The sequence below is a fragment of the Verrucomicrobiota bacterium genome, assembly GCA_039192515.1.
In the GTDB taxonomy this organism is placed as follows: domain Bacteria; phylum Verrucomicrobiota; class Verrucomicrobiia; order Methylacidiphilales; family JBCCWR01; genus JBCCWR01.
Genome location: JBCCXA010000001.1, coordinates 203,948 through 228,163, shown reverse-complemented (window position 1 = coordinate 228,163; position 24,216 = coordinate 203,948). Strand labels below are relative to the sequence as shown.

Sequence of the window (24,216 nt, the reverse complement as noted above, 5' to 3'; positions counted from 1 at the left end):
AATTTTTTAAGTAAAAAGTGGTTAAAAAATCAGAGTATTGCGCTCGAGAGGAGTCGAACCTCCACGGGAATAATTCCCACAGCCACCTCAAGGCTGCGCGTCTGCCATTTCGCCACGAGCGCTTCACTTGGAAGAATTTCTAAATTATCAAAGGCATGGGCCTTGGCAATGGAAAAGCAAAAGATTGCGGGCAAGAGAAACTCGAAAATCCCTCTAACCCTCGATTTTAGGACGGATTAGGATTATGAATGGAAGTTAAACCAGATTATAAAAGCTTGAGCCACAAGCAAAAGGGAGCCGACGAAGATGTGCTCCATCGCATCATCTGAGCATTCCTTTTATAAGCATGAGAGGACGAAACTAGCCAGTGCGCGAAGAGCCAGACTCTGATAGAGTAGAGGCATAGGTCTGAATTGTTGATACCTCTACTAAACTCAAGTTTCACCGAGCCAAGATCTTGCTTAGATCTTTAAGCAGCTATGTCATCATGCGGGTTCAAGGGTTATCGCTGTTAATATTACGCGCACAGCGGAAACCTAACCAATTTAGTCGATCATAGCTGTTCCTTATTTGCCGAAATTGATTCGCTTTGAGCCTATCGTCATCATAATGCCCTCCTCGCACTCCTTGCATATTATTATCATTGCTTTTTTCAGGGTGTTTGGAACTTAGGATCACCCATTCGGCAACATTGCCGGCCATCCCCTTCACTCCGTAAAAACTAACATCCTCCTGTAACTCTTCTACAGCAGCCGGCCCTCGAAATCCATCAACACCCCTCGCTTTAAACCTGCCTCGTGGATCATCATTTACATCTTTGCCTGTATTTGTTTTAGCGTAGTCATCGAGACTAGGACTGCCTTGAATATTGCGCCATGGAACAGCGTAATTGTTGGGGCCGGAAGCTGCTACTTGCCATTCAAATTCTGTCGGCAAGCGCTTTCCTGCCCATTTGGCATATGCTACAGCATCATAGAAATCAACGTTGAATACGGGAGTATTGCGAGTAATTCGCTCGCTACGGTATTTTTGTGTAGCACTGTTCACACGTCGCTGAATCAATTTCCAATCTTTCGGAACGAAAGAAGCCGTTTTGTTTTCTATACCCGGGATACCTTTTAGGAATTCGGCTGGAGGTGTTTTAGCGTGCTCTGCCAGAAATTTCTCGTACATTCCTATAGTCACCTCGTACTCATCTATGAGAAAAGCCTTAACGGGTATCTTTTCGTTTTTCCTATGAACAATGGCCTCGCCCTCCTCTATTCTCCGCATGTTCTTTGAATAGTCACTTCCAGTAGAAGGCAAGAAGTGATCGAGTAGATGGATGATGATAGCAATGCTTGCGACCGTTAAGACTAAGAGCAGACTCCCGAAGACTATCCAGGCCTTATTCTTTGCTTTTTTCACTGCTATTTGAGCTTGGATTGCTTCTTTTCTTTCAGGGGTATATGTGACAGGGGCCAATTCAACATCAAGCGCCAGTGATTGCTGATAAATACTATCTAAAGATGCATGTGGACTTTGAAGCGCATAGTAAAGCTGTGATAGCTTACTATTATTGTGTGCTTCGGGGCTAAATAACGGATAGGTCATTTCGGCTAAACGCAATAACTGTTCAGGAACACCTTCCTCACCTTGAGCTTCTTCCTCAGGGATTGCTGTATTAGCTACTTTGACTACTCCCTGAGAAGAAAAAGTAACCAGATAAGGTGTAATGGGTTGCGTGTGTATCTGGTTATAGTACAGATGCTGTAGCACTGTAGTGACTACCTTAACAATACGCACAATATAGCGACTATCTAAGGTATTGCCTTGATCTGCTAATTGAGCCAGACTTGGGTCTACTACTGGTTCAGATGCTAAAAACGGCCGACCTTCAATATCACCTTGTTCGTATACACTGTAGACAGCTGGATGACTATTTCTGGCTAGTGTGGCTGCAGTCATTCTAAAAAGCCTATTATGGTCGATATATGTAACTGGGGGTGCTACTGTCACCCATACTTCTCTAGTGATTTCCTTATGATGGGCTATATAGGTTCGTCCAAGATGATTTTGTAAGGCAAAAGCTGCGAGTTGATATTGACCGAAAATTTGTTCTCGCAGGTCTTCACCCAATGTGTACAACAAACTAATCAGTCTTTCTGGGTTGAGAATACCTGTCGCTGCCTGCATGGGGAAAAACGGTGGGAGGTGGCCAGAAATATCGCTCGGACTTATAATACCCCAGCCAAAATTAAAGTAATTGGACTGTAGCGCATGAATGTAACCTGATAGATCATTACCTTCCCATATAATATCTGACAAGACGACGCCTGACTCATGTTCGGAGATGGTGACTTGGATTAAATTAACGTCTGTAATTCTATATATGTTGGCATCAAACTGTGATGCAGCCACGGCAGCTTCCACGAAATTCGCAAAATCGTGATCCGGGGTTGCTATAAATACAGGGATAGACAATGTAAGAAACTACTCCTTTTCCTTAATTGGAAGGCAAGTATTTAGAGCGAGCAGAATAGGCGCCCAAAAATGTAACGATACATCCTCACTTATCATACTCGGTATTACTCTTTGGTTTATATTTTTTTGTAGTTAACAACTAAAAAGAATTAATAGCAACTAAACAGCGCGATCATAACACGCTATCGGGCAAGCTGGGTAGTATTTTTTTTACTTCCTGGGCTCTATCTTTAGGGCATATAAGAACTGCGTCTGGTGTTTCCACAACAATCATATTCTCTATCCCGCAGGCAGCTATAGTCCTTCCAGTAGAAAAAAGAATGTTGCCTTTAGAGTCGTGGGTAGCCGTTAACCCTCTAGAGACGTTTTCATTTTCATCCTTAGGCAAATGAGGTGTAAGTGCATTCCATGCGCCAACGTCATCCCAGTCGAAGTCAGCCTGCCCCATGATAACTTCAGAGGCTTTTTCCATGATAGCATAATCTACAGAGATTTTCGGCAAATTGGAGAAATTCTTATCAAGATAAGAGGCGACATTGTCTTGAGGAAAAGCTTTTATGAAATTTGCTAGTTCCGTTTGGTGTTCCTCTGCTATCTTTAAAAAGGACTGTGCTTTCCAAACAAAAATACCTGCATTCCATTGAAACTTTCCGGAATCAAAATACATCTCCGCTTCGGATTTATTAGGTTTCTCGACAAACCGTGAAACATTAAAGAAGGATGTGCCCTCTGGTCCTATGGGTAGAATCTCCCCTTTCTCTAAATAACCAAAGCCAGTAGACGCAAACGTTGGAGGAATCCCCAGAGTAATGAGTGCTTCTGAATTTTCAGCAATTTTTGCTGCGTCATTAATATTACTCTGAAAAGCACGGATATTTTTAATAAGTTGGTCAGCAGGTAGAAGAACAACGACTGCCTCTTTATTTTGTGCGAATGCTAGTGCCGTGGCTAAGCTGGCTGCTGGGGCTGTATCGCGTTTGGCAGGCTCACAGATGATTTGTTTTTCATCTAAACAGGAAGATAAATCTGAAACCGTATTCTCTCTTTGTGCCTCATTAATGAGAATGAAGGTTTGGTTTTTAGAGACAAGATTTTCTAGCCGAGCAACTGTTTGCTGCAGAAGGCTTTGCTCAGAAAAAAGTTTTAATAAATGCTTGGGAGTTGTTGTACGGGATAGTGGCCAGAAACGCTCTCCAGACCCACCAGCCATCACGAAGACATATAGATTGGAACGTGTTGAAGTCATCCATGCAAAATGGCACGATTTGTTATCTCTGTGAAGGTGAAACCTACTTATTTATAAGAGAGGTAATTTGGTTAGCCGCATAGGCCGCTCCGAAGCCGTTGTCTATGTTTACAACTGTTACCCCAGAGCCACAAGAATTCAGCATGCCCAACAATGCGGCAAGGCCTCCAAAATGAGTACCGTAGCCTATGCTAGTAGGCACTGCGATAACAGGTATTTTTACAAGGCCAGCTATAACGCTGGGGAGAGCACCCTCCATACCCGCAACCGCTATAATAACTTGTGCTGAACTTAGTACATCTTGCTTAGATAAAATCCGGTGAACTCCTGCTATGCCTACATCGTAGACACGCGTTACTTCATTTCCATAAAAAGCTGCAGTCACTGCCGCCTCCTCGGCAACTGGAAGGTCCGAAGTACCAGCAGCAGCAATACAAATAATCGGCTTTAATGAGTTTGATGTGTTCGCTGCTGATTTCTTAGAAGTCTGAATTGTTATGCAACGAGCAGCTTCATGAAACACTGCTTTGGGGCATTTCTTAATGAGAGATTTGTAAGTATCTTTACCTACACGGGTGATCAAGACTGGCTGGTTCGCTTCTAAAAGCTTTTTAGAAATAGCGGCAATATGTTTAGAACTTTTACCTTGCCCAAAAATAACCTCTGGCGAACCACATCTCTTAGCTCTCTCTAAGTCGACTGTGGCAAAGGGAATTTCGTTTGCTGATTTTGGTACAGTCTCTTTATTCTCGGTTCCCTCGGGTTTCATGTAGTGCTAAATGGCTAAGGTGCCTGGCGGATGAAGTACACTTGGTACACTTGGCCACTGGCGGGTTGCGTATAGGAGCCTATCAGACGGTCAGTATCCGCCAGGTATTGTAAGGTATAAGTAGAACCGGGATAACCTCGGTCCTGTAGCACTACCGTAACTGAAAGATTACCAATTTCATTCATAGAGATTTCTGCACTCTCTACATTGATAGGCCCTCCAGGATTGAAATATTTCGCTGTGGTTTTTTTGTCCTTATCGACTTCACCTATTTCAAGGATGTAACCACCATCTGGCCTTAGCCATTTCCCTGTTAAAAGGGTATGGTCTGCGACTTTCTCAGATTTATTGCATGCGGTGATAGAAAAAGCGAAAATAGCTACAAAATAAGTGAGTGGTTTCAGATTAATCATATCCTAAGTCCTTTACTGAAGTTGAGGAAGAAGCTTTTCTACAAGGGCATCTATTGGCAGCCGCTCCTGTTTCATGCTATCACGATGCCTTAAGGTAATGGTATTCTTTGGGCCTTCCAGTTTACCTTCTTCTTCCAAGCCTTCAAGGGTTTCAAAATCGATGGTTACACAAAAAGGAGTGCCTATTTCGTCTTGCCTTCTGTATCTTCTGCCTATTGCCCCACTCTCGTCATAAAAGGTGCTCATATGAGGTCTAAGAAGCTTTTCTACTTCTTTGGCCTTGGCTACTAGTTCGGGTTTATTTTTTAGGAGGGGGAAAACGCCTACTTTAATTGGAGCGATACTTGGAGTGAGTCGAAGAACCGTGCGAACTTCGGTTTTACCTTTTTCGTCGGTTATTTGTTCTTCGGTATAGGCTTCGCAAATAACCGCAAGTGCAGTTCTGTCAACGCCAGCACTTGGCTCTACTACATGAGCAATATACTTTTCTTTGGTTTCTTCGTCGAAATACTCTAGTGGTTTGCCAGAAGATTTTTGGTGACAGGAGAGGTCATAATCTGTGCGATATGCAATACCTTCTAATTCTTGTATACCAAAAGGAAATTCATACTCCAGGTCATAAGTTTTCTTAGAATAAAATGCTCTCTCATTATCAGGCACATCTAATATGTGTATTTTGCTGCGTGGTATGCCAATACTCTCATACCACTTTAAGCGTTCTTCTAGCCAGTGTTCGCACCACTCAAGTCCACTTCCTGGCTTGACAAAGAATTCTATTTCCATCTGTTCGAATTCTCTTGAACGGAAGGTAAAATTGCGCGGATTGATTTCATTGCGAAATGCTTTTCCGATTTGGGCAATACCAAAGGGAAGTTTCTTACGAGAGGTGTCTAGAACATTTTTAAATTGCACAAACATTGACTGAGCCGTTTCAGGGCGCAAGTAAGTGAGGCTAGAATTGTCATCCGTTGGCCCTATAAATGTTTTGAACATGAGATTGAACTCACGAGGCTCCGTCAGCAAACTGCCGTTTTCGGGATTGTATTGAGTGCTGTCCTTAACTTCTTCCTTAGTTTCACCAAGTAGCTCGATAGATTTGAAATTGTTGGGGTCTTTAAGGTCTTTGGCATAGAACTTTTTAGCGGTTTTGCGTGCTTTATTAGCATCTTCACCCGTTTTCACTAGAACAGAGTACTTCATTTTCTTTTCAAGACTAAGTTCATCTGACTTTGCGCCAGTAAAGGAATAGACTGTGCCAGATTGAGGGTCTATCTGGTCAGCACGCATGCGCTGATTGGTCAGCAAGCAGTCCACCATAGGGTCGGAAAAGGTAGATTCGTGACCCGTAGCTTGCCAGACAGCTCGATTCATGAGGATAGAACCATCCATGCCCAGAATATCATCCCTCAGTTGTGTGTGCGTTTTCCACCAATGATCTTTAATGTTCTTCTTGAGCTGCGCGCCAAGAGGGCCATAATCCCAGGCTCCGTTTAGACCCCCATAGATTTCGGAAGATTGAAAGATAAAGCCTCTTCTCTTACAAAGAGCTACAATATTGTCCATGAGTGTGTTATTGGCCATAGTATAAATCAGTGAATTTTGTTATAAGCTATAAAGTGCGAACCATAGCTGGATTAGGCCTGGTTGCCTATTGAAAATTTAAATTTATGAAACTTCTATTCCACAGGCTCACTAGGAGCAGTACATGATAGATATGCGGCGTTTTGGCCTACAGTTGTTGATAGGATCCTCGACCTTGCTGCTTTTAGGAGTCGGAGCAACCTTTATCTGGTTTAGGTTTTTTGGACTTCCAGAAAGGGTTGAGGCCGCTCTACGCGATGAGCTCGCTGCGCGTGGAGTATCTATCAATGCCGAGGAACTTTATCTTACTGTTTTTGGAAACATTGCTGCGGAGGATATCAATATTGAATATGCAGGCGATCAAGCTACACATCAATTAAGCGTTGGCCGCCTATTCTTTGATTTTAACTGGATCTCCTGGTGGAGAGGGGAACCTTTCCTAAATTCTGCGCGTTTATCTGGAGCTAAACTAAAAGTTCCTTTAGAAGAAGGCGCTAGCATAGAAATAGAGGATCTAGATACAAACGTCTATTTGCGAAGCACCTCACTTCTTATAAAAAAGGCTAGTTGGCGCTGCTTGGGAATAAATTTTGAAGTACGGGGTGAGGTCAATTGGGAAGGCTATGAAATTCCAAAATCATCTACTTCGAAAGCCCGAGGCCCGTCATCAGGCTCGGTATGGCGAGCGGTAGAGAAAATTATGGCGCAATTGGAATCAGAGGCTTCTCCTAAGGTAACTATCATGCTTCAGGGCTCTGCAACAGATTTATCCAACCTGAGTGCAGATATTCATATTGAAAGTGAAGAAATAAGATATCAAGGCTTAGCGTTTGATGGCCTAGATATCAAAGCAGATTTATATAATCAGAGAGTTCATGTTTTGGGCACCATGCGTATGTCCCGCGGAGAGATTACATTAGAGGGAGGATGGCGACTCAAGGATACAGAGGCAAAATTAGATTATCGCTCAAATTTAGATCTATCTTTGATGCGTCAAGCCTTCCCTGAGGGAGTGAACGATTTTTTGGAGGAAATAGAATTTCGTGTCCTACCTGTTAACGAAGGTATATTAGAGTTAAAATGGGGAGATGCTCAGGGTTTTAATTTTCTTTTAAGGTCACGATCCTTATGGAGAAATTTTAGCATTAATGGAAGTCAGCTAGATTATCTGGACCTTAATGTTTCGTATGATGGCAAAAGGCTTTTCATACAAGATGCCTTATTGAAAAAAGCATCTACTGAATGTCGCTTTTCATTCTTGTTAGATGGCCAAGGCAAAATCAAAGGCAAATTAGAGAGTGATATAGATCCTACGCAACTTAAAGGCCTCTTTGGTCCAGGTGCACAGCCCTTTTTTAACAGTTTAGATTTTTCAGATGGAACCCTACGACTTAGCTGCACAGCTGAAGGAGACTCATTAAAACTAGAGGACATAAAAGTTGAAGGAGATATAGTGGCTAAGAATTTTTCCTACAAAAAGATTAAGATAAGGAACCTTAAAACTCCCTTCCTTTTTGAAAAAGGAAGCCAACTTAGAGCTGTGTCTTTGTTTATACAAAGGCCTGAGGGTCAAGCCACTGGCGAGGTTTGGCACGATTTTAAGACCAAGCGGGTTCGTATTAGTAACGGGCGCAGCAATTTAAAGGTGCGCGAAGTAGCGCCTATGTTTGGAAATAAGATGGTGGAATATGTAAAACCCTACCGTTTCTATGCTAACCCTTCTCTGAAAATAGAGGGCACATTAGATTTAGGACCCACGAATGAAAAAACGAACTTAGAGATCCTAGTAAAATCTGAGGAAGGCATGGATTATGACTTTCTAGGAAGAACCTTAAGCCTCTCACAAATCGATTCACAAATGCTTTTCAAAGGGAAGAAGCTTTACCTTAAAACACTCCAGCCTACGACTTTATTTCAAGGAACCATAGACGGCACTTTTGAGCTAGATATGAACACTAAAAAGGCTCGGTTTATTAGTAGAGCCAGGTTCGAAAAACAAAATTTTGGCGACCTTATGCTGACATTTTTTGATAACAAGGATGTTTCTGGAACGCTTGATGGAGATTTAACACTCAATGGTGAGCTAGGCGATTTAAGCTCGCTAAACGGGCAGGGTAATATGACGATTCTTGAAGGGATTCTATACCCCATTCCTATTTTTGGCAGCTTTTCAGAAATTCTGAATTCACTTATTCCTAAATTGGGCTATGCCAAAGCCAGTAAAGCCTTCTCTGAATTCAAGATACGTGATGGAGTCTGGGAAACAGAGAAGATTGATATTTCTTCCACTGCGTTTGCTTTAATTGGCAAAGGAAACTACGACTTGGTTAAGGACGATGTAAATCTTTTCATGAGAGTTAATATACGAGGTGTGCTGGGGATACCCCTATTCTTAGTGAGTAAATTTTTTGAATATGAAGGCAACGGCACCTTGCAAGATACCACGTGGAAACCGAAAAACATATAGCGCTCATTCTCATGTAGCAACTCCTAGGATGTTTTAGTTTTTATGCTCAAAGTTTTGCATCAATCTAACTGCCTCGCTTTATCCCAATTACCGATAGCCCAAGAAACCCTCTCTCAACCTCCACTATCAGAGGCATTGTTCCTTCGTTCTTCCAAACTCAGCAAACACTAGACCGTCAGTGTGCAGCTACTTGATTGAGCGAGGCAGTTGCTATAGCGACTTGAGACTTGGCCCAATCGTTTATTTTCATGACCCCTTGATGCATACCTATTCCAGAACTTACGTTGATATCGCCAAATAAATGGTCGCGATAAAGCGTTACCGCAACATCTCTGTTCACTCGTATACACTGCTTAATGGCCTCGGGCTCCTTTTCGCAAAATAGCATGGTCTTCCAAGATCGGATGTGCTTAGGCTTATGAAAATCACTGGATGCAATAAAAGGCATTTTTTTGAGTCCCACTGGATTGAAGAAATCATCACGATTCCCTACCTCCCAAGCGTCAATCAAAGGCATAAATTCCTCCTGATTATCCCATAGGAATAGGGTATCTTTGCCCCATACTGATTTCATTCTATGAGGGTGAGCGGCAATAGCAAGTCCACCCTGTAGGTGTATTTCGGCTATAATCTGCTTAATAGAAAGTGAAGGATCAATAGGCTTCTTCAAATCTACACCTAATAAGTGTGCGGAAGTTTTAGGACGAAGCCCATCTTTGTTGAATTCAAGTCCTGTCATGACAATCATCGAGTATTTTTTCCAAGCACGCTCCTTTTCTTTCGCTATTTTTTCGAAATACTCATCCACTTGTTCATAAGGCAAAACCAAACCTGTCCAATCACAAATCTTGCCAAAAACTTTTTTATAATCACATATGTGGTCTGTTATGGCCATGACATCGAAACCACGTTGACCATAAAAATCAACAACCTCTCTCAATGGAAGCTTCCCATCCGAAAAAGTAGTATGACTATGCAGGTCGCACATTAATAACTGCTTCTGGTTATCATCAATTGAGACATTCTTCTTTACTGGATGTGTAGAGGCAGCCTTACCCTTAGGCTTTTTGTTGGATATGGAAGATGGGGGCAAGTTATCCGGAACAGCCTGCTCGAGGACAAATTCAGCCATTTTTATTTGTGAATCAGGACGACTAATAACGCTTAAATGTCTCTTCCAGGTTCGCCATATTTTCGCATTATCAGCAAACGCCTTTGCGACAATATCAGCAACCTCAGAGGGTTTACTTGCCAATGTACCGCAGTCGTTTCTTCTGAGAAGCTCATAATTACCCTCCTCTTGGCCAGGGACAATCTGGTTAACAATCATTGGACACTCGGCTGCTATAGATTCCTGGACAGTGGCCCCACCGGCTTTGCTAATAACGAGGTGATGAGACATCAAAAGCTCAGGCATTTTATCTGTCCAACCTATGACATTAGCGCGCTCTTCTGCATCTTTACCCATAGAATTAATCAATTTCACAATCTCATGACGCAGCTTTTTGTCGCGTCCGACGCATACAGTCACTTCAATTTTTTTATTTGTCAGAAGTTTTGAAAGTAATTTAGGAGCCTTCTTTTTTGCTGAATTAATAATATAGAGAATTTTTGCGCGAGTCTTTTCACTATTATACTCTTCTTCCTTTATATGATTCGGCTCCGTTATAAACTCTAGCTGCACAGGAAAACCAAATACACGCGTGCGTTGAGAATCTATTCCTTCACTTACCAAAACATCTGCCGTTTCTTGGTTCGGAACTAAGTAATAGTCACTTGGTGTTTTGTACCAGATTGAATTGACGGAGATGGAATCGGTAACAATAGTGATTTGAGAAAAGTTTCTAGGTCTTGCTCCTTCAGGATCTTGATAAATTTCATTAAGCAGATAATTGTAAACCGGGTAGGTAGAGCAAACTGCATCTGGCTCGAGTTCATGAATAAGTGACTTAAGACTTTCTCTCATGCGCGAGAGTGTCATAAGATTACTCTGCATAACATCCGTATTATCTAAGATGTTATAAAAGCCCTGCCACAGCCTCGGACTTTTATTAATAGCCGTGATATACATGGAGCGAAAAAAGTCGTTCACGCGTCCATAGCATTCATCAAATAGATCTAAGACTTCAACATGAGCATCTGCTCCACTAACGTGCTCTATAGCGTCCCTAACATTGCGTGCAGCTGTGTTGTGCCCCTCGCCAAACCCTGCGGTAAAGATTAAGATCTTCTTTTGCACTTCAAAGCCTGTCATTAACTTGTTAGCAAGCTAGAAGCAAGCTTATTCTTACCCCATTTATTGAATTTAAGCTCGCTTCTAAAGAACGAGGCCTTCTCTTTCAAGCTCACCAATACGCTTTTCATCAAATTGATCTACTACCTCATGTAAATCAGGCAGATCCAGCAAGCTCTCTAGAGGCATAACATTATCCTCAACTGGTAGCCCCGATGTTTCTACTACGGGTTTATCCATAGATAGGTAAATCCATGAAAAATCCTCTCCAGCGGTAACTCGGAACTGGGGAGCTTTATCCTCAAGGATATCTTCTGATTTTTTAATATGGATCGTGAGAATGCCTGATTGCTTGCCTGGCACAACCTGTTCAACCTGATCAAACTTATCTAACCAAATCTCGGCGAAAACTTTCAGCCTGCTACGGTCCAGAACGCAATCAAAGATCCCTATATAACCTTTTGAATCTGCTAGCATGAGGTCTATTTAAAGTCATAAGAGAGCGCTACGTAAGCGCTGCTTCTTTTTCAGAATCTAGTTCACCCAAAGTCATGGTACCTTTAAAGTTACAAGGCTCTTCCTCAACGCCGAAATTTGTTTTCCATAATTCTGCAAGTTGAGAGAGTTCACCTTCTGTAATGGTGGGCACCTCAGTAGTAGAAGCAAACTCCTTGATTTGCTCCTCATTGTAAATATTTGGCAAACAACAAGCTATACGATTATCCGTCAACAACCACTGCAGTGCAGCCTGGCCCATAGTCCTGCCTTCGCATTCCATAATAGAACGAATCTTTTCTACTTTCTTTACTCCATTAATCAACCACGATTTGGGGCGATGGCGGCGATGGTCGTTTTCATCAAAGACGGTATCTTCTGTATAGTGACCCTCTAACATACCGGATGAATGCGTGACACGGATTAAGTAGCGGGTAGGGTCCGTTTCCGTGCTAGCGTTCATTATGTCTCGCCCAGGATACTGTTCGAATAAATTATAAATATGCTGCATAACATGAGGTTTATGCTTTTTGACCGCATCATAACCCTCCTTCAACCAGCCGATAGCGGGACCTAACGCTCCTCCATAGGCCAGAATTTTACCCTCCTTCTTTAGATCGCCCATCAGATCCCACAAACTCTGGTCAGCGACTTGCTCCAACTTGATGTTGTGTAGCTGTAAAATATCAATCCGATCTGTCTTTAGCCTCTTTAAGGCCTTGTCCACTGCATCACGTATAAAAGACGCCGAAAAATCCTGGGGAATTTCTCTTTGGCCTTTTCTGCCATCGCCATGATCGTAAAAATTGTAACCCACCTTGGTGGCAATTACGATCTCATCACGCGCATCAAGAAACGCTTTAGCCAATAATTCTTCGCTTCTGCCATTACCATAGGTGTCAGCAGCGTCATAAAGATTTATGCCGTAGTCTCTTGCTTTCCGCATCAATGCTACAGCTTCTTCATCCGTATAAGTGCCCCACCAGCCCGTAGATACTGTCCAAAGACCAAATCCAACAGCACTTACTGGCTGCACCTCTGTTTCCGGTAACTCACGGTATTGCATAAAAGAGAAGCTACACACAATCCTTTCCCTTGGCAACTTTGCGCTCTTATGCATCTATAGAAAAAGTGTCCGAGGAGGTTGAAATTATCCGCGAGCGCCAGGAATGGATGGTTGTCCATAAACCAGTTCCGCTCCTTGTGCATCCCACAAGGCCAGACGGGGCCGACACTTTAATTGGCAGGCTAGAGAGACAATTCCCAGGAAAATTCTTTGCTGCTGCCAACCGTCTAGATAGAGAAACCAGCGGTCTAGTGCTCATAGCAAAGTCCCGCGAGACTGCTTCCTCATTAGGAAAACAAATGATGGCAAGGGGAATGAAAAAGAAGTACCACGCTATCGTTTGGGGTCGCCCCAAGGAGCCCTTGGGCATTATTAATGCCCCTTTGGCTCGGATTTGCTCGATTCGTGACTACCCGATCTATGTCAAACAGGGCATTTTTGCAAAGCATGAGGGAGGACAACCTGCTACCACCCGCTACCAACTGCAGCAAACACGATACGATACAAAAGGCAATCCATACTCCTTACTCAATTTAGAGTTAGATACCGGACGCCTTCACCAAATCAGAGCCCACCTTGGACACATAGGATTGCCCATCGTCGGCGATAAACTCTACGGACCGGATGATCAATGCTATTTAGATTATATTGAGACGGGCTGGACGCCAGAATTAGCCAAGAAACTTATCTTGCCAAGGCAAGCACTACATGCCTCGCATCTCTTTTTCTCATGGGAAGAAGAGGGCATTCATACAGAATGCTCACTACCCCATGACCTAGTGGCCTTCTGGGATTCACTAAACGCCTCACCCCATGAGTCTTGATAAGGAATCTAGAAAGTATTTTACTTTTTCAAATCCTTCTTGCATCTTGCACTGCCTATGAGTGCACAACCTTTAGAAGGGAAAACTGGAGTTGTTTTTGGAGTGGCTAACCGCCGAAGTATTGCCTGGGGAATAGCCCAAGCCTGGGCAGAAGCGGGAGCAAAACTAATCTTTAATTATCAAGGTGAACGTTTAAAAGATAATGTCGAAGACCTTGCTTCTACGTTTGGCGAGGACGTAACCATTGCGCCTTGTGATGTTACAAAGGACGAAGAAATTGATTCCTTTTTTAGCTTTGTCAAAAGTAAAACAGATAAGGTAGATCTCCTACTTCACTCTATCGCTTTTGCTCCTAAAGAAGCGCTCGAGGGTGAGTTTATTAATACGACTCGCGAGGCTTTTTCCACAGCACATGATATTAGCGCGTACTCACTGGTAGCCCTTAGCCGTGCTTGCCTGCCTTTAATGACTGAGGGCGGCAGTATTCTATGCATGAGCTACTACGGATCCGAGAAAGTCATCCCTCATTATAATGTTATGGGCGTCGCAAAAGCCTCTTTAGAGGCTTCGACACGTTATTTAGCCTCTGATCTAGGAGACAAAAATATTAGTGTAAACGCCATAAGTGCTGGCCCAGTAAACACCCTGGCCGCTCGCGGAATCGCTGGTTTTACCAGTATGCTGAAACACTATGAGGCCCATGCTCCGCTAAAACGAAACGTGGAAATCAAAGAACTTGGTTCAACAGGCGTCTTCTTAGCCAGCGACGCTGGTCGAGCGATTACCGGCCAGACCATTTATGTGGATTGTGGATATTCCATTATGGGGATGTAGTGCGGACTCTCCAATAAGAGAAATTTCTTTTTAAGATTGCTAAGCTTTAAGTCGAATTCAATACTTAAAATATGGGCCGCCGTGCTAATTCCAAGCCAACATATCTATGGATACTCCCAGTCGCCATTCTAATAATTGCTGCGCTGGCAGGTGGTTTTTTTGTCTTTCAGAAGTCTGACGACCCTTACAGGACTATACCCGCTCTAGATGTCCAAGCGTATTTAGATAACGCTAATAGCCTCAGAGGTAACGTATATAAAATCGAAGGCAGTATCCAAGAATCTCTTAGATGGACAGCATCTAATGGTCGAATTTTCTCCGTAGAAGTTGGAGAGCCTGGAGGTGCTAAGCCACTAGCGATAGTAGTTCCACCAAAGTTTAATGACATCAATATCCAAAAAGGACAAAAATTTTCTATCAAAATTCAAATAGTAAAGGATGGAGTAATCGAGGTCATCGACCTCAGCAAAAGCTAATAGAACAAGGTACCCATTTATGATACTATAATGTATATGAAGAATCTAATCGCATTACTCTTCACTATTATTTCTGCTCCCTACTTATTGAAAGCGCAAGCTCCGGGGAGCTTATCCCCTCAGAATAATTCAGTTCAAACTCCGACGTTAGATAGAGCACCCACTTCAAAACAAAAACCCTCATCTGCCGAAATGATGGAGGGTAACTCCAATTTTCTAGGCAAAGATATCCCCTTACTTGACTTTGGGACAGATATGGTCACATGGGATGGGAAAACATGGAATGTTAACAATCAAAGAGTCTTTCGAGCGCGCTTTGAAAAGTATCTGAACGCGCCTGAGCAGACATCTGAAGACCAATTATCTTATCAAACCATTTTAAGAAAAATCTATGAGATACTTTCCCCTGGAAATCTTCGCAAGGACAGCGTTAATGAGGCCTTTGAGCTCCTTCCCCAAGCATCTAGTTACCGAACAGACGCCAACTTGTGTGATTCGCTTGCTGGGGCCATTTATAGCGTCTGGGTGGCCAGAAAAAACAACCATAGACTCGAGCTAGCAGATGCTGCTCTTAAAAAAGAAGATGAGCGACTACGCTGGAATGCATCACTGGTTATTAACGAGGGCGGCCTTTCATCTAGACCTAGTGCTAACGATAAGGTTGCCCTAGAGCAGTGGAAAAAGGATAGAGAGATGAAACGAGATCTTAACATGCAGCCCTATTTAAGCCGCCTTTCAGAAATTGAAGCATTGAAAAAAACCAATTTCGCTAAAAGAGAAGCCTCAAAACTTCAGAAGAAAATTGAATTCCAAGGATTACTAGTACAATACTTTATCCAACGCCGTTTTCAGCATGTTCAAATAGGAACGCGTTTTTATCGAACTATTTTCGGAGAAGGAGATACCACTCTTCAGCTCGATCAGAATAGCGCCGCAGCCAAATCATATAATGACTATGTCGGCATGCCCCCCACAATTGATGTGCTTGAGTCCATGGCACATGAAGCGATACGCGACATTGAAGACGGAGTCGATGCATTTAAATTCCTTCTAGAAAAGGAAGAGTTACATAGCGCCACCGAGCGTCTAGGGGAAATCTTTTTGATAGGTGAATTCATGCCACCTGTCCGCCATTTAGCCAGAAACGAGAAAAGGAAAGCGCTTGCTTATGCACAGCTTGGAAACCGTTTGCTTGCTGCTATGGAGGTTAAAGATTATGCAGCAGCCGAAAAGCTTATTGCAGAAATGGAGAATACAGCGAAAGACTTTGATTCATCTAAACCGATGGCCAAAATTGAGACTGCTAGAACACTTAGCCGCATGCACTTAAACAAAGCTAAGACAGCCGCTGTTTCCGGTATGATGGAAGTTGTTGAGGAGGAATTGCGCCAGGCTACTGAGATTTGGCCTCGTAACCCCGAACTGGCTAAGGTTAGCGCCAAGCTATTTGAAGGAGCTGACGTGCAGCAACAAGCTCTCAAGGATCTTGACCGCCTTGTTTCACAAAAGAATTACCGGCAGATCTTTGAAGATAAAGTCAAGTTTATAGCAGCTACAGCGCTTTACCCTGATAAACAGGATGTCTTGAAGGATATCATAGATCGAGTTACCAAGATAGAAGCCGCCATCATTAGAGCCGAAGAAGTAGCCAATCGTGGCGACCATGCAGGTGCTTGGGAAAGTGTAGAACGCGTCTATATTGAAAATAAAGCTGCGGACGTAGCAGACAGTAAACTCAGTGAGGTGCGAGCCAATATGACAACTCATGCACCCGAATTTGTCCAAAGTTTGCGGAAAGCTCAAGCCTTGGAAGAAAAAGACCAAGTAGGCTCTAGCTTGGCATGGTATCTACAGGCAAGGCGCCTCTACCCTATGAGTGATTTTGCTAAAGAGGGGATACGCAAGATGGTAGATAAAATCCTTCCAGATGACGTTGGCATGGAAGAATTTAGCAGCTCTGAGGAAATTAACACTTCAGCAGATACCACTTCATTGAACTGATTTTTTGAGGCTCAAATCTCTATGCTTGCTAGCTAGCTCTACATCCTTAATTGATGCTCTCCTTCTGTTATATCGTGCCTCTATTTTCTTAACTAGATTATCCCAATCTTCTGTAGTAGGTAAGGTATTATAATCCCAATTTAGACTACCTTTGTATTTAAACTGCCATTTGAACTGACGTGCAAATAGGGTAACCCTCACCTCGCGACTTTCACCGTCTTGGGTCTTCTCTTTCCATCGTATCTGACGTTGCATACAGCCATATCTAAGCTAACCTAACTTCTGCTGTCAAAAAGTGATATAACCATGACAGAATATCTCTACTAGATTATGAAGCTATTTGATTTAGATAATGATTTGGCAGTCATCATAGGTGCCACCGGAGTCTTAGGAGGTGCTTTAGCCGAGGGGCTGGCTATGGCTGGCGCTCAAGTCATTATTGCTGGAAGGAATAGCGAAAGGGGATTAGCCCGAGTAAATTCCATCAAAAGCAAAGGCGGCGAAGCCGCATTTATAGAAATGCACGCGAACAGTAAGGAGAGTCTTGAATCAGGGCTCAAGCAAATTCTAAAAGATTATAAGACTCCAACCATTTTAGTTAACGCGGCAGGAGGCAATAGCCCTGATGTTACCGTGACGGATCAACTGGCCTTTGAGGATATTGAAGAATCGGCCTGGCATGCAAATTTTGATATGAATTTAGTTGGTGGCGCACTGCTGCCTTGTCAAGTATTTGGCGGGGCTATGATCAATGCTGGAGAGGGCAGCATAATCAATATTGCCAGCGTCTCAGCACATCTACCTTTATCTAGAGTTGTGAGCTATTCTGCCTCGAAGGCTGCTGTCTTAAACCTAACCACTTTTTTAGCTCGTGAGTGGGCTACTAGAGGAGTTCGGGTTAATTCCATTACTCCAGGCTTTTTCCCGGCAGAACAGAATAAGAAATTGTTATTTAAAGAAGATGGTGCTCCTACTGCAAGGGCTCAGCAAATTCTTGGGCATACCAGTATGCAACGCTTTGGCCAGCCAGAGGAGTTGGTAGGTGCAGCGATTTTTTTAGCTAGTTCCATGGCAAGCAGTTTTGTAACAGGTGCAGACATTCGAGTAGACGGCGGCTTTCTAAGCCAGACTATCTAGACAATCACTAAAGCAGCGTTGGGGCCACCTCGAGATAGCCTGTTCTATAGGAAGGATGCACGGGAATGTATCCCGTATCTAAAAGCTTTCTATTTGATACTCTTTTGTTACTTATGCCCCTTCGCTTTGAGCGCTGCTGGGTTGTCTTTTCTGGCATAGGTTTAGAGAAATTCTCACTAAGCCATTTATAAAGGGTTCCATACTGCACAGGAGTCGAATCCGTAAGATTATAAATTTCACCCTCTGCGGAATTGATTTGAGATAAATGTATCAGGCCATTTGCCACATCTTCACGATGAATTTGATTCACCCATTTTTCACCTCTCGACTCCATGATTGCTTCCCCCTTTAAAAACTTTTTTAAAAGAAATGCTCTGCCGGGACCATAAATCCCTCCTATTCTAGCCACCGTGCCACCTTTAATGAGAATCTCTTGCTCAGCTTCAATTAGAATCTTTGAGGTTTCGCTAGATGGTGCAGATACTGATAATTCATCCACCTCAGTCCCATCATTTTGCCCATAAACAGAAGTCGAAGAACAATAAACCAAACGAATTTTAGGATGTATAAGATGCTCCATGGCCAACCTCAGGGCTTTATTATGTATGCGTCTGTAAGCCTGTGAATCACCTCCTGAGGTAGATAGACAGAAAAAGACGTAGTCATATTTGTCATCTGGAGATGGCCAGCTCGAGGCTAATGAAGCATCAGAGAAGATAACTCGGTTTGCGCTATTTCTCAAAGAGTTGGCCGAGTCTTCATGCAGAGTCCAAGCTGTCGTGTCGTGCTGCCTTCCCTGTAATATTTCAAGAATTCTAGAACCAACGTAGCCCGAACCCAAAACTAGTGACTTCGACATACAAATAACTTATACAGAAGTAGTTACTACTGTAAATCTCCGCAAATAGCAGTCAATTTATGCACTTTATCGGAATACAGTTAAGGAAAAGACATTCAGGTCGATTGAGTATGAGTGGAATAATCACATATGTCATTATCTCGACCGCTCTGTCTGAGCGCCAAGTGTACGGGCAGAAAACAGTGTGTTGTTACGCATAGATATTGAATGAAATTATTTTAGTAGAGATGAGTTCAGCTACAGCGCAACAAAAAGACTTAGTCGTAGGCGTCGCAGACGGCAAGTTTACAAACCAAAAAGATGGCACCATCACTACCTATGCCTTGGGATCTTGTTTAGGCATCACGCTTTATGACCGTGCGAGGTTATTAGGGGGGTTAATCCATATCATGCTACCAACACCAAAAGAAGGAGCATCAACTGCCAAAGTCTTCATGTACCTAGAGAAAGGCCTACCTATAGCATTACAAAAATTTCAATCGGCAGGCTCTAGGGTATCACAATTGGAGTGCAAAGTTTTCGGTGGGGCAAGGGTAATGCAAGCAGACAATTACTTTAGTATAGGTGATAAAAATATCGAAAAATGCCGTCAGATGTCCCAACAAACAGGCTTAAAAGTTAGCGTATGGGAAGTAGGCGGGCAACTCAATCGAACAATCAAATTTCAAATGAGTGATGGAAAAGTAAAAGTGCGCACCCCTGGTAAACCAGAATTTTACATGTAAAGGAGAACTTAGATCATGGAACCATTACCTATAGAAAAGGTTTGTGAATTAGCTCGAACTATCCCATGTGCTCCATCTGTATTGCCATTGGTTCTGGATGTCCTAAACAAAGAAGAGAGTAATGTTCAGGACGTCCAGGAGGTTATAGAGAAAGATCCAGGTTTAGCCGGCAGTATTTTACGCATGGCCAATTCAGCATATTTTTCCGGAGGCAGACCGTGCGATACCCTAGATGCTGCGGTTGTTCGGTTGGGAAGAAAAGAAATATACAGAATTACGGCGAGTTCTATAGCAGGAAAGTGGTTAGTCCAGGAAGTCTCTGGCTACGGCTGGGAACCAGGAGACCTATGTAAGCACTCTCTATGTGTCGGAGTAGCAGCAGAACTTATCTGCAGTCAAAGGCAGAATATTAATCCTGAACTAGCTTATACGGCTGGACTGCTACATGATGTTGGTAAATTGGGATTGGCTTATGCTTGTAGCGATCATTTTAATGAAATATTTGAATACCAAAATGAGCATCAATGCTCATGGCGTCATGCTGAAAAAGAGATGTTGGGATATGATCATTGTGTCGTCGGTGGTGAATTACTTAAAAGTTGGTCATTCCCAGAGAATCTAGTCCAAATAGCAAGCTACTATGCTCAACCTGATTTAGCGGAACCTGAGCACTTAGAGCTGGCATTAGTTGTGCACGCAGCCAAACATCTGGCATTAATATTAGGCTTTGGGGTCGGAGAGGAGGGATTCACAACAGAATTAAACCAAGAGCTCTTGACCGAACACCATTTTGATGCAGAAGAACTACAGCTTCTACTACCGGACTTATTAGAAAAAAGCGAGAAGCTAATCGAAGCATCAGAAGAACTCCCATAGTCTAAAAAACTATACTTATCCTAACAGATCTAGTTTCATTATTTTCCTGGCTTGGCTAAAAGGTATACCGTTTTTTCTTTCTTGGCAGTGTCATAAAAGTTCGCACTTATACTTTTACCATCGTCAAGACGAATCATACGGTAGTTTATTGAGTCAAGCCAAGACACAGCTTCGCGAAATCCAGCATCCCAAGACCATTCCCAAAACTCCATAATAATATATGGTCTGTGTTGAGATATCATTTCTTTCCCTCCAAATATAACCAGAGGCTCTGCGCCCTCTACGTCTATCTTAAGAATTCCAGGAGGGCGATATTTCTTACAATGGCTATCTAGGGAAATAGTAGAAACAAACCTTTTTTTCATTTGCCTCTTTTCGGGGTCAGGTAAGTCAAATAAAGATGAATAGACCCCTGTTACTTGGCCTTTCTCCTCGTGCATATCCACGTAAAAGGGCATTTCATCAAGATCTGTATTTGATACTGCACATGAATGGATATGGACATTTGGATAAGAAGCAAATTTCTTATTCAATCGCTCTATATTAAAAGTAGTGGGCTCAAAGGCATGAACCTCTCCCGTATCTCCAACAAGTTCGATAAATATTTCAGTAAAAACACCTACATTTGCACCAACATCATAGGCTATAAAACCTTTACGGGTAAGACGCGTGATCGCTTTTATGACGTGAGGTTCATATGAACTAGATGAAACATTCATCTTTAGTCAGACTAAACACCATGCTCTTGCCAAAAGTCTTCTTCTTCATTCGTCATATTGGGAATCCAAAACCCCTGCCCTAGCTCTGCCCCTCCTTCTTTCCACTTTTCATAGAACCTATTGACTGTTTGCAGTGGAATGGAAAAACCGTAGTCACTCGGATTTACAAGGAGGTGCTCGCATCCGTGCACTTGGAGATTCAGAGCATATTCTATAGCATAGCCAGGTTTGAGAGAAATAATCCCCAAAGGCTCCCCTGGCTTTCTATCGCCCCTATCTAATGAAAACGTATCCGCTTTGTCTGTATCAGTAAAGATAAGCAGATGAATGAGGTCATCCATCTCCACAAAATGTGGTGTAGGCTGATCTTGAGACCCTTTATTAATCAAATGCCAATCTGCTAGGACAAGCATCCCACCTAATACAAGGTCTATCTGTCTCTCTGGTGTTACCCCTTTTTCCTTTGCTCTACGAACCAGAAGATCAAAGCGATCTGGCAATGAAGGCATATTTTCATAATCGACTAACAATCAATAAGATCAACATAAAAATAGCTTAAAACACGTAAATACCTAAACTATATTTCCGGAAAATTATTCATTCATTGAATTCTTCATTGAAAAATCTAAAGCCCACTGAGTGACTACCGATCTTTTTAGCTATAAGATAAATATGATCATATTACTCATGTTATTCTGTATTTGGGTGGTAAGTTTAATAGGCTTCATTGGACTTGCGCTATCTGCTCCAGAAGGTTATGAAAATGAAGAGGGTTTCCATTACCAAGCTGGTCATGAGCCAAAGCAATTAGAGCATACAACCCACCTTATCAATCAGCCCATTATTCGATAATTGTCTAAATGGCTAAAAGCTAAATGGATTGCCACTTTTTTAGTCGATTGAAAGCTTCGCCATTCTCTAATGACTCTGTAGCTTGCTCAATTCCCTCCTCCAAGCTTTCAGCATTGCCCTGAGCCCATAGACCAGCCGCTGCATTAAGAATAAGCATTTCCCTCAAAAGTCCATTCTCGCGCCGTTCTAGAACCGCCACAATCCTCTTAGCACTCTCCTCTGCGGAACTTATGAGCAAGCTATTTAGACTTCCTTGCGTTCTTGCGGTATCAAAACGCATGCTGCTATGCTCTCCTGCCAATTTTCCACTCAAGCAATTTGAACCATACGCTGAAAGCTCTCCCAAGGAGCTGCCTTCATGGCTTACACCATGAAGAACCAGGTAGCGTGCGCACTGAGTGATTGATAATGCCTGATAAAATAATTCGAGGTACTGCTCTTTAAAAACTCCTATAATCTGTGCCTCCGGCTCAACAGGATTTAGGAGAGGACCCAAAAGATTAAAAATAGTGCGATGACCTTTAGCAGCTAAGCTCTGGCGAATAGGAGCAAGATGCTTAAAAGCAGGATGAAATGCAGGAGCAAAGATAAAGGTCATGCCAGTGCGCTCAAGTGCTATTTCCAAATCATCTGGGGTCGCCTGAATTTTAATACCTAAAGCTTCCAAAACATTTGAGCTGCCAGACTTTTTAGTAACACCCTTATTGCCATGCTTTGCAACTGGCACTCCAGCCGCTGCAATTAAAAACATGGAACCAGTTGAAATATTTACCATATCAAGGCCACCACCACCAGTGCCACAGCAATCCAAAAGGCTTTTGCCTTGCCAAGAGCCTTTGACCTTGAGCTCAACCGCTTTGGGCAAAATAGCTTTGGCAAATGCCGCTAACTCTTCAGAACTTTCACCTTTCTCTGTTTGTAATTTAAGAAAATTTTCTTTTTTCTCTGCTTCTATTTCAGGATCAAGTAAGTCATCAATAAGGCTACTTACAAGGCCTAGATCATATTGAGCAGAGGGCTGTTGAATTTGTTCTAGTGCAAGATCAAGACTCATAATTATCTACTATTTGGATGTTCTAAAGAAACCAGGTCTGTGGACGATTTCAAGATTATTGCTATATCTAGAGACATAATTCATCAAAATGAGTATTTGTGGATTTACAATAGCTATTGGAGATCAAACCTTAGCTCAAGCATATCAACTCAGAAAGAGTTTTAAACATCACCACCCTGAAATTCCCTTTTTCATACTCGACAGCAAGGCATTCTACTTTCTTACCGACCAGATATGTCCTGGACGCATTTGTGAAATTATTGGTATCAGAGCAGTTGCAGGTTGGTTTCTATCAAAATTCTTTGAACGAGTTATCTACTTGGACTCGGATATTGTTATCTTTTCTAGACTAGAAGCGCTCTTAGATTCAGATAGCCAAGCATTACTTACCCATGATGTACATAACTGTTTTCTGGGCCCAAAAGGTGCTGCCAGAATCAATTCTGGTGTGTTGATGGCTCAAACAGAAATTTTTTGGATCAAATGGGTAGAGCAAATTTACTGCTATTTAACCCCAATCATTAACTCTATTATAGATCAACAAGCTCTTAGAGTCATACACCAACATAAATTAGTAGAGGCTGATGTGCTTGATGAAGACACACACAAAGTATCTTATAATAATAGGGTCTTAAGTCTGCCAGGTCATTATTTTTTGGAGGGCCAAAAAGTTTTTAAAGGGGATATCGAGCTCAAGTTATTTCACTGGGCAGGCTGCAAGGTAAGGGATATGTCTTATTTTCCCAATGAAATACAAAACCTTGTAGAGAGCTATAAAGACTCTGAGTTACTCAGTGAAAAAGATCAAAAAGATTGGCAAGCATTATGTGACAGCAGCCCAAAATTTGTAGGCGAGGTTATGCGGTTGGTCAAAAACATTTCCCTCAAATTCTATGAAGACAAGTTCTTAGAAAAATACTACGACGCATGCCCTGGCATCTACTGGACATTCCTGCCTCGTAGGCTTGAGGTTTGCAGAAAAATAAGTAGAGACGATATCGCTCGCGTTCCAAACGATGGAAACGATTATTTTTTATATATAGACAAAAAAATCCATAGCGGATTCAACGAAAGCACCATGAGGCACTTATCCTCCATGTTCGAAACAGCCTCTGCATTTAGCTAA

At 42.5% G+C, this 24,216-nt stretch carries 23 protein-coding genes and 1 tRNA gene; 10 read left to right on the top strand and 14 right to left on the bottom strand.

Annotated features, from left to right (window positions below; all coding sequences use genetic code 11):
• Positions 1-38: 38 nt before the first annotated feature.
• The 6 genes from AAGA18_01025 to AAGA18_01000 form a co-directional block, all read right to left on the bottom strand.
• A tRNA-Leu gene (locus AAGA18_01025) sits at positions 39-122 on the bottom strand.
• A gap of 373 nt (positions 123-495) precedes the next feature.
• The gene (locus AAGA18_01020; protein ID MEM9443909.1) at positions 496-2,463 is read right to left on the bottom strand and encodes an SUMF1/EgtB/PvdO family nonheme iron enzyme; all 1,968 of its coding nucleotides are present in this window, start codon (positions 2,461-2,463) and stop codon (positions 496-498) included.
• Between the two features lie 172 nt (positions 2,464-2,635).
• Positions 2,636-3,709 carry a sugar phosphate nucleotidyltransferase gene (locus AAGA18_01015; GenBank protein ID MEM9443908.1) on the bottom strand — a complete coding sequence of 358 codons (1,074 nt, stop codon included), beginning with the start codon at positions 3,707-3,709 and terminating at the stop codon, positions 2,636-2,638.
• Between the two features lie 43 nt (positions 3,710-3,752).
• A complete protein-coding gene (gene larB / locus AAGA18_01010; protein MEM9443907.1) occupies positions 3,753-4,478 on the bottom strand; it encodes a nickel pincer cofactor biosynthesis protein LarB in 726 nt (241 codons plus the stop codon).
• A 14-nt stretch (positions 4,479-4,492) separates the two neighbouring features.
• Complete coding sequence (locus tag AAGA18_01005) at positions 4,493-4,891, bottom strand: hypothetical protein (GenBank protein MEM9443906.1); 399 nt, start codon at positions 4,889-4,891, stop codon at positions 4,493-4,495.
• Positions 4,892-4,903: 12 nt separating this feature from the next.
• Positions 4,904-6,454 carry a glycine--tRNA ligase gene (locus AAGA18_01000; protein ID MEM9443905.1) on the bottom strand — a complete coding sequence of 517 codons (1,551 nt, stop codon included), beginning with the start codon at positions 6,452-6,454 and terminating at the stop codon, positions 4,904-4,906.
• 142 nt (positions 6,455-6,596) lie between these two features.
• Here AAGA18_01000 and AAGA18_00995 point away from each other — a divergent pair, with 142 nt between their 5' ends.
• Positions 6,597-8,939, top strand: a complete 2,343-nt coding sequence (locus tag AAGA18_00995) for an AsmA-like C-terminal region-containing protein (protein MEM9443904.1) — start codon at positions 6,597-6,599, stop codon at positions 8,937-8,939.
• 175 nt (positions 8,940-9,114) lie between these two features.
• Here the strand turns inward: AAGA18_00995 and AAGA18_00990 are convergent, their stop codons facing one another.
• From AAGA18_00990 to AAGA18_00980, 3 genes are all read right to left on the bottom strand, one after another.
• On the bottom strand, positions 9,115-11,193 hold the full coding sequence (locus AAGA18_00990; protein MEM9443903.1) for a PHP domain-containing protein: 2,079 nt from the start codon (positions 11,191-11,193) through the stop codon (positions 9,115-9,117).
• 63 nt (positions 11,194-11,256) lie between these two features.
• Positions 11,257-11,649, bottom strand: a complete 393-nt coding sequence (locus AAGA18_00985) for a hypothetical protein (GenBank protein ID MEM9443902.1) — start codon at positions 11,647-11,649, stop codon at positions 11,257-11,259.
• Between the two features lie 28 nt (positions 11,650-11,677).
• Positions 11,678-12,733: an aldo/keto reductase gene (locus tag AAGA18_00980; protein MEM9443901.1), complete on the bottom strand. Its 1,056-nt coding sequence runs from the start codon at positions 12,731-12,733 to the stop codon at positions 11,678-11,680.
• A gap of 65 nt (positions 12,734-12,798) precedes the next feature.
• On the opposite strand from AAGA18_00980, the gene AAGA18_00975 reads away from it, so the two are divergent.
• The 4 genes from AAGA18_00975 to AAGA18_00960 all read left to right on the top strand — a co-directional run bounded on the left by AAGA18_00975 (position 12,799) and on the right by AAGA18_00960 (position 16,868).
• Positions 12,799-13,557, top strand: coding sequence for an RluA family pseudouridine synthase (locus AAGA18_00975; GenBank protein MEM9443900.1), 759 nt, complete (start codon positions 12,799-12,801; stop codon positions 13,555-13,557).
• A gap of 57 nt (positions 13,558-13,614) precedes the next feature.
• A complete protein-coding gene (locus AAGA18_00970) occupies positions 13,615-14,391 on the top strand; it encodes an enoyl-ACP reductase (GenBank protein ID MEM9443899.1) in 777 nt (258 codons plus the stop codon).
• 71 nt (positions 14,392-14,462) lie between these two features.
• Positions 14,463-14,867, top strand: a complete 405-nt coding sequence (locus AAGA18_00965) for a hypothetical protein (protein MEM9443898.1) — start codon at positions 14,463-14,465, stop codon at positions 14,865-14,867.
• 36 nt (positions 14,868-14,903) lie between these two features.
• On the top strand, positions 14,904-16,868 hold the full coding sequence (locus AAGA18_00960; GenBank protein MEM9443897.1) for a hypothetical protein: 1,965 nt from the start codon (positions 14,904-14,906) through the stop codon (positions 16,866-16,868).
• On the opposite strand, the gene AAGA18_00955 is transcribed toward AAGA18_00960, so the two are convergent.
• On the bottom strand, positions 16,857-17,123 hold the full coding sequence (locus AAGA18_00955; GenBank protein ID MEM9443896.1) for a hypothetical protein: 267 nt from the start codon (positions 17,121-17,123) through the stop codon (positions 16,857-16,859). The two genes, AAGA18_00960 and AAGA18_00955, sit on opposite strands and share 12 nt — an antisense overlap.
• Positions 17,124-17,198: 75 nt before the next feature.
• Here AAGA18_00955 and AAGA18_00950 point away from each other — a divergent pair, with 75 nt between their 5' ends.
• The gene (locus AAGA18_00950; GenBank protein MEM9443895.1) at positions 17,199-18,005 is read left to right on the top strand and encodes an SDR family oxidoreductase; all 807 of its coding nucleotides are present in this window, start codon (positions 17,199-17,201) and stop codon (positions 18,003-18,005) included.
• Positions 18,006-18,012: 7 nt separating this feature from the next.
• Here the strand turns inward: AAGA18_00950 and AAGA18_00945 are convergent, their stop codons facing one another.
• Positions 18,013-18,864: an NAD-dependent epimerase/dehydratase family protein gene (locus AAGA18_00945; GenBank protein MEM9443894.1), complete on the bottom strand. Its 852-nt coding sequence runs from the start codon at positions 18,862-18,864 to the stop codon at positions 18,013-18,015.
• 227 nt (positions 18,865-19,091) lie between these two features.
• Between AAGA18_00945 and AAGA18_00940 the strand changes: the two genes are divergently transcribed.
• A complete protein-coding gene (locus tag AAGA18_00940) occupies positions 19,092-19,589 on the top strand; it encodes a chemotaxis protein CheD (protein MEM9443893.1) in 498 nt (165 codons plus the stop codon).
• Between the two features lie 15 nt (positions 19,590-19,604).
• Complete coding sequence (locus AAGA18_00935; GenBank protein ID MEM9443892.1) at positions 19,605-20,465, top strand: HDOD domain-containing protein; 861 nt, start codon at positions 19,605-19,607, stop codon at positions 20,463-20,465.
• A gap of 38 nt (positions 20,466-20,503) precedes the next feature.
• Here the strand turns inward: AAGA18_00935 and AAGA18_00930 are convergent, their stop codons facing one another.
• Entirely contained in the window at positions 20,504-21,184 is a 681-nt protein-coding gene (locus AAGA18_00930; GenBank protein MEM9443891.1) for an FkbM family methyltransferase, read from the bottom strand.
• Positions 21,185-21,195: 11 nt separating this feature from the next.
• Positions 21,196-21,693, bottom strand: coding sequence for a hypothetical protein (locus tag AAGA18_00925; GenBank protein MEM9443890.1), 498 nt, complete (start codon positions 21,691-21,693; stop codon positions 21,196-21,198).
• A gap of 163 nt (positions 21,694-21,856) precedes the next feature.
• On the opposite strand from AAGA18_00925, the gene AAGA18_00920 reads away from it, so the two are divergent.
• Positions 21,857-22,036, top strand: a complete 180-nt coding sequence (locus AAGA18_00920) for a hypothetical protein (GenBank protein MEM9443889.1) — start codon at positions 21,857-21,859, stop codon at positions 22,034-22,036.
• A gap of 19 nt (positions 22,037-22,055) precedes the next feature.
• On the opposite strand, the gene trpD is transcribed toward AAGA18_00920, so the two are convergent.
• A complete protein-coding gene (gene trpD, locus AAGA18_00915; protein MEM9443888.1) occupies positions 22,056-23,090 on the bottom strand; it encodes an anthranilate phosphoribosyltransferase in 1,035 nt (344 codons plus the stop codon).
• 88 nt (positions 23,091-23,178) lie between these two features.
• Here trpD and AAGA18_00910 point away from each other — a divergent pair, with 88 nt between their 5' ends.
• Positions 23,179-24,216, top strand: a complete 1,038-nt coding sequence (locus AAGA18_00910) for a hypothetical protein (protein ID MEM9443887.1) — start codon at positions 23,179-23,181, stop codon at positions 24,214-24,216.

Coding starts and splice junctions, on each gene's coding strand:
- AAGA18_01015 (MEM9443908.1), bottom strand. CDS start 3,709: ATGACTTCAACACGTTCCAATCTATATGTCTTCGTGATGGCTGGTGGG.
- larB (MEM9443907.1), bottom strand. CDS start 4,478: ATGAAACCCGAGGGAACCGAGAATAAAGAGACTGTACCAAAATCAGCA.
- AAGA18_01005 (MEM9443906.1), bottom strand. CDS start 4,891: ATGATTAATCTGAAACCACTCACTTATTTTGTAGCTATTTTCGCTTTT.
- AAGA18_01000 (MEM9443905.1), bottom strand. CDS start 6,454: ATGGACAATATTGTAGCTCTTTGTAAGAGAAGAGGCTTTATCTTTCAA.
- AAGA18_00995 (MEM9443904.1), top strand. CDS start 6,597: ATGATAGATATGCGGCGTTTTGGCCTACAGTTGTTGATAGGATCCTCG.
- AAGA18_00990 (MEM9443903.1), bottom strand. CDS start 11,193: ATGACAGGCTTTGAAGTGCAAAAGAAGATCTTAATCTTTACCGCAGGG.
- AAGA18_00985 (MEM9443902.1), bottom strand. CDS start 11,649: ATGCTAGCAGATTCAAAAGGTTATATAGGGATCTTTGATTGCGTTCTG.
- AAGA18_00980 (MEM9443901.1), bottom strand. CDS start 12,733: ATGCAATACCGTGAGTTACCGGAAACAGAGGTGCAGCCAGTAAGTGCT.
- AAGA18_00970 (MEM9443899.1), top strand. CDS start 13,615: ATGAGTGCACAACCTTTAGAAGGGAAAACTGGAGTTGTTTTTGGAGTG.
- AAGA18_00965 (MEM9443898.1), top strand. CDS start 14,463: ATGGGCCGCCGTGCTAATTCCAAGCCAACATATCTATGGATACTCCCA.
- AAGA18_00960 (MEM9443897.1), top strand. CDS start 14,904: ATGAAGAATCTAATCGCATTACTCTTCACTATTATTTCTGCTCCCTAC.
- AAGA18_00955 (MEM9443896.1), bottom strand. CDS start 17,123: ATGCAACGTCAGATACGATGGAAAGAGAAGACCCAAGACGGTGAAAGT.
- AAGA18_00950 (MEM9443895.1), top strand. CDS start 17,199: ATGAAGCTATTTGATTTAGATAATGATTTGGCAGTCATCATAGGTGCC.
- AAGA18_00945 (MEM9443894.1), bottom strand. CDS start 18,864: ATGTCGAAGTCACTAGTTTTGGGTTCGGGCTACGTTGGTTCTAGAATT.
- AAGA18_00940 (MEM9443893.1), top strand. CDS start 19,092: ATGAGTTCAGCTACAGCGCAACAAAAAGACTTAGTCGTAGGCGTCGCA.
- AAGA18_00935 (MEM9443892.1), top strand. CDS start 19,605: ATGGAACCATTACCTATAGAAAAGGTTTGTGAATTAGCTCGAACTATC.
- AAGA18_00930 (MEM9443891.1), bottom strand. CDS start 21,184: ATGAATGTTTCATCTAGTTCATATGAACCTCACGTCATAAAAGCGATC.
- AAGA18_00925 (MEM9443890.1), bottom strand. CDS start 21,693: ATGCCTTCATTGCCAGATCGCTTTGATCTTCTGGTTCGTAGAGCAAAG.
- AAGA18_00920 (MEM9443889.1), top strand. CDS start 21,857: ATGATCATATTACTCATGTTATTCTGTATTTGGGTGGTAAGTTTAATA.
- trpD (MEM9443888.1), bottom strand. CDS start 23,090: ATGAGTCTTGATCTTGCACTAGAACAAATTCAACAGCCCTCTGCTCAA.
- AAGA18_00910 (MEM9443887.1), top strand. CDS start 23,179: ATGAGTATTTGTGGATTTACAATAGCTATTGGAGATCAAACCTTAGCT.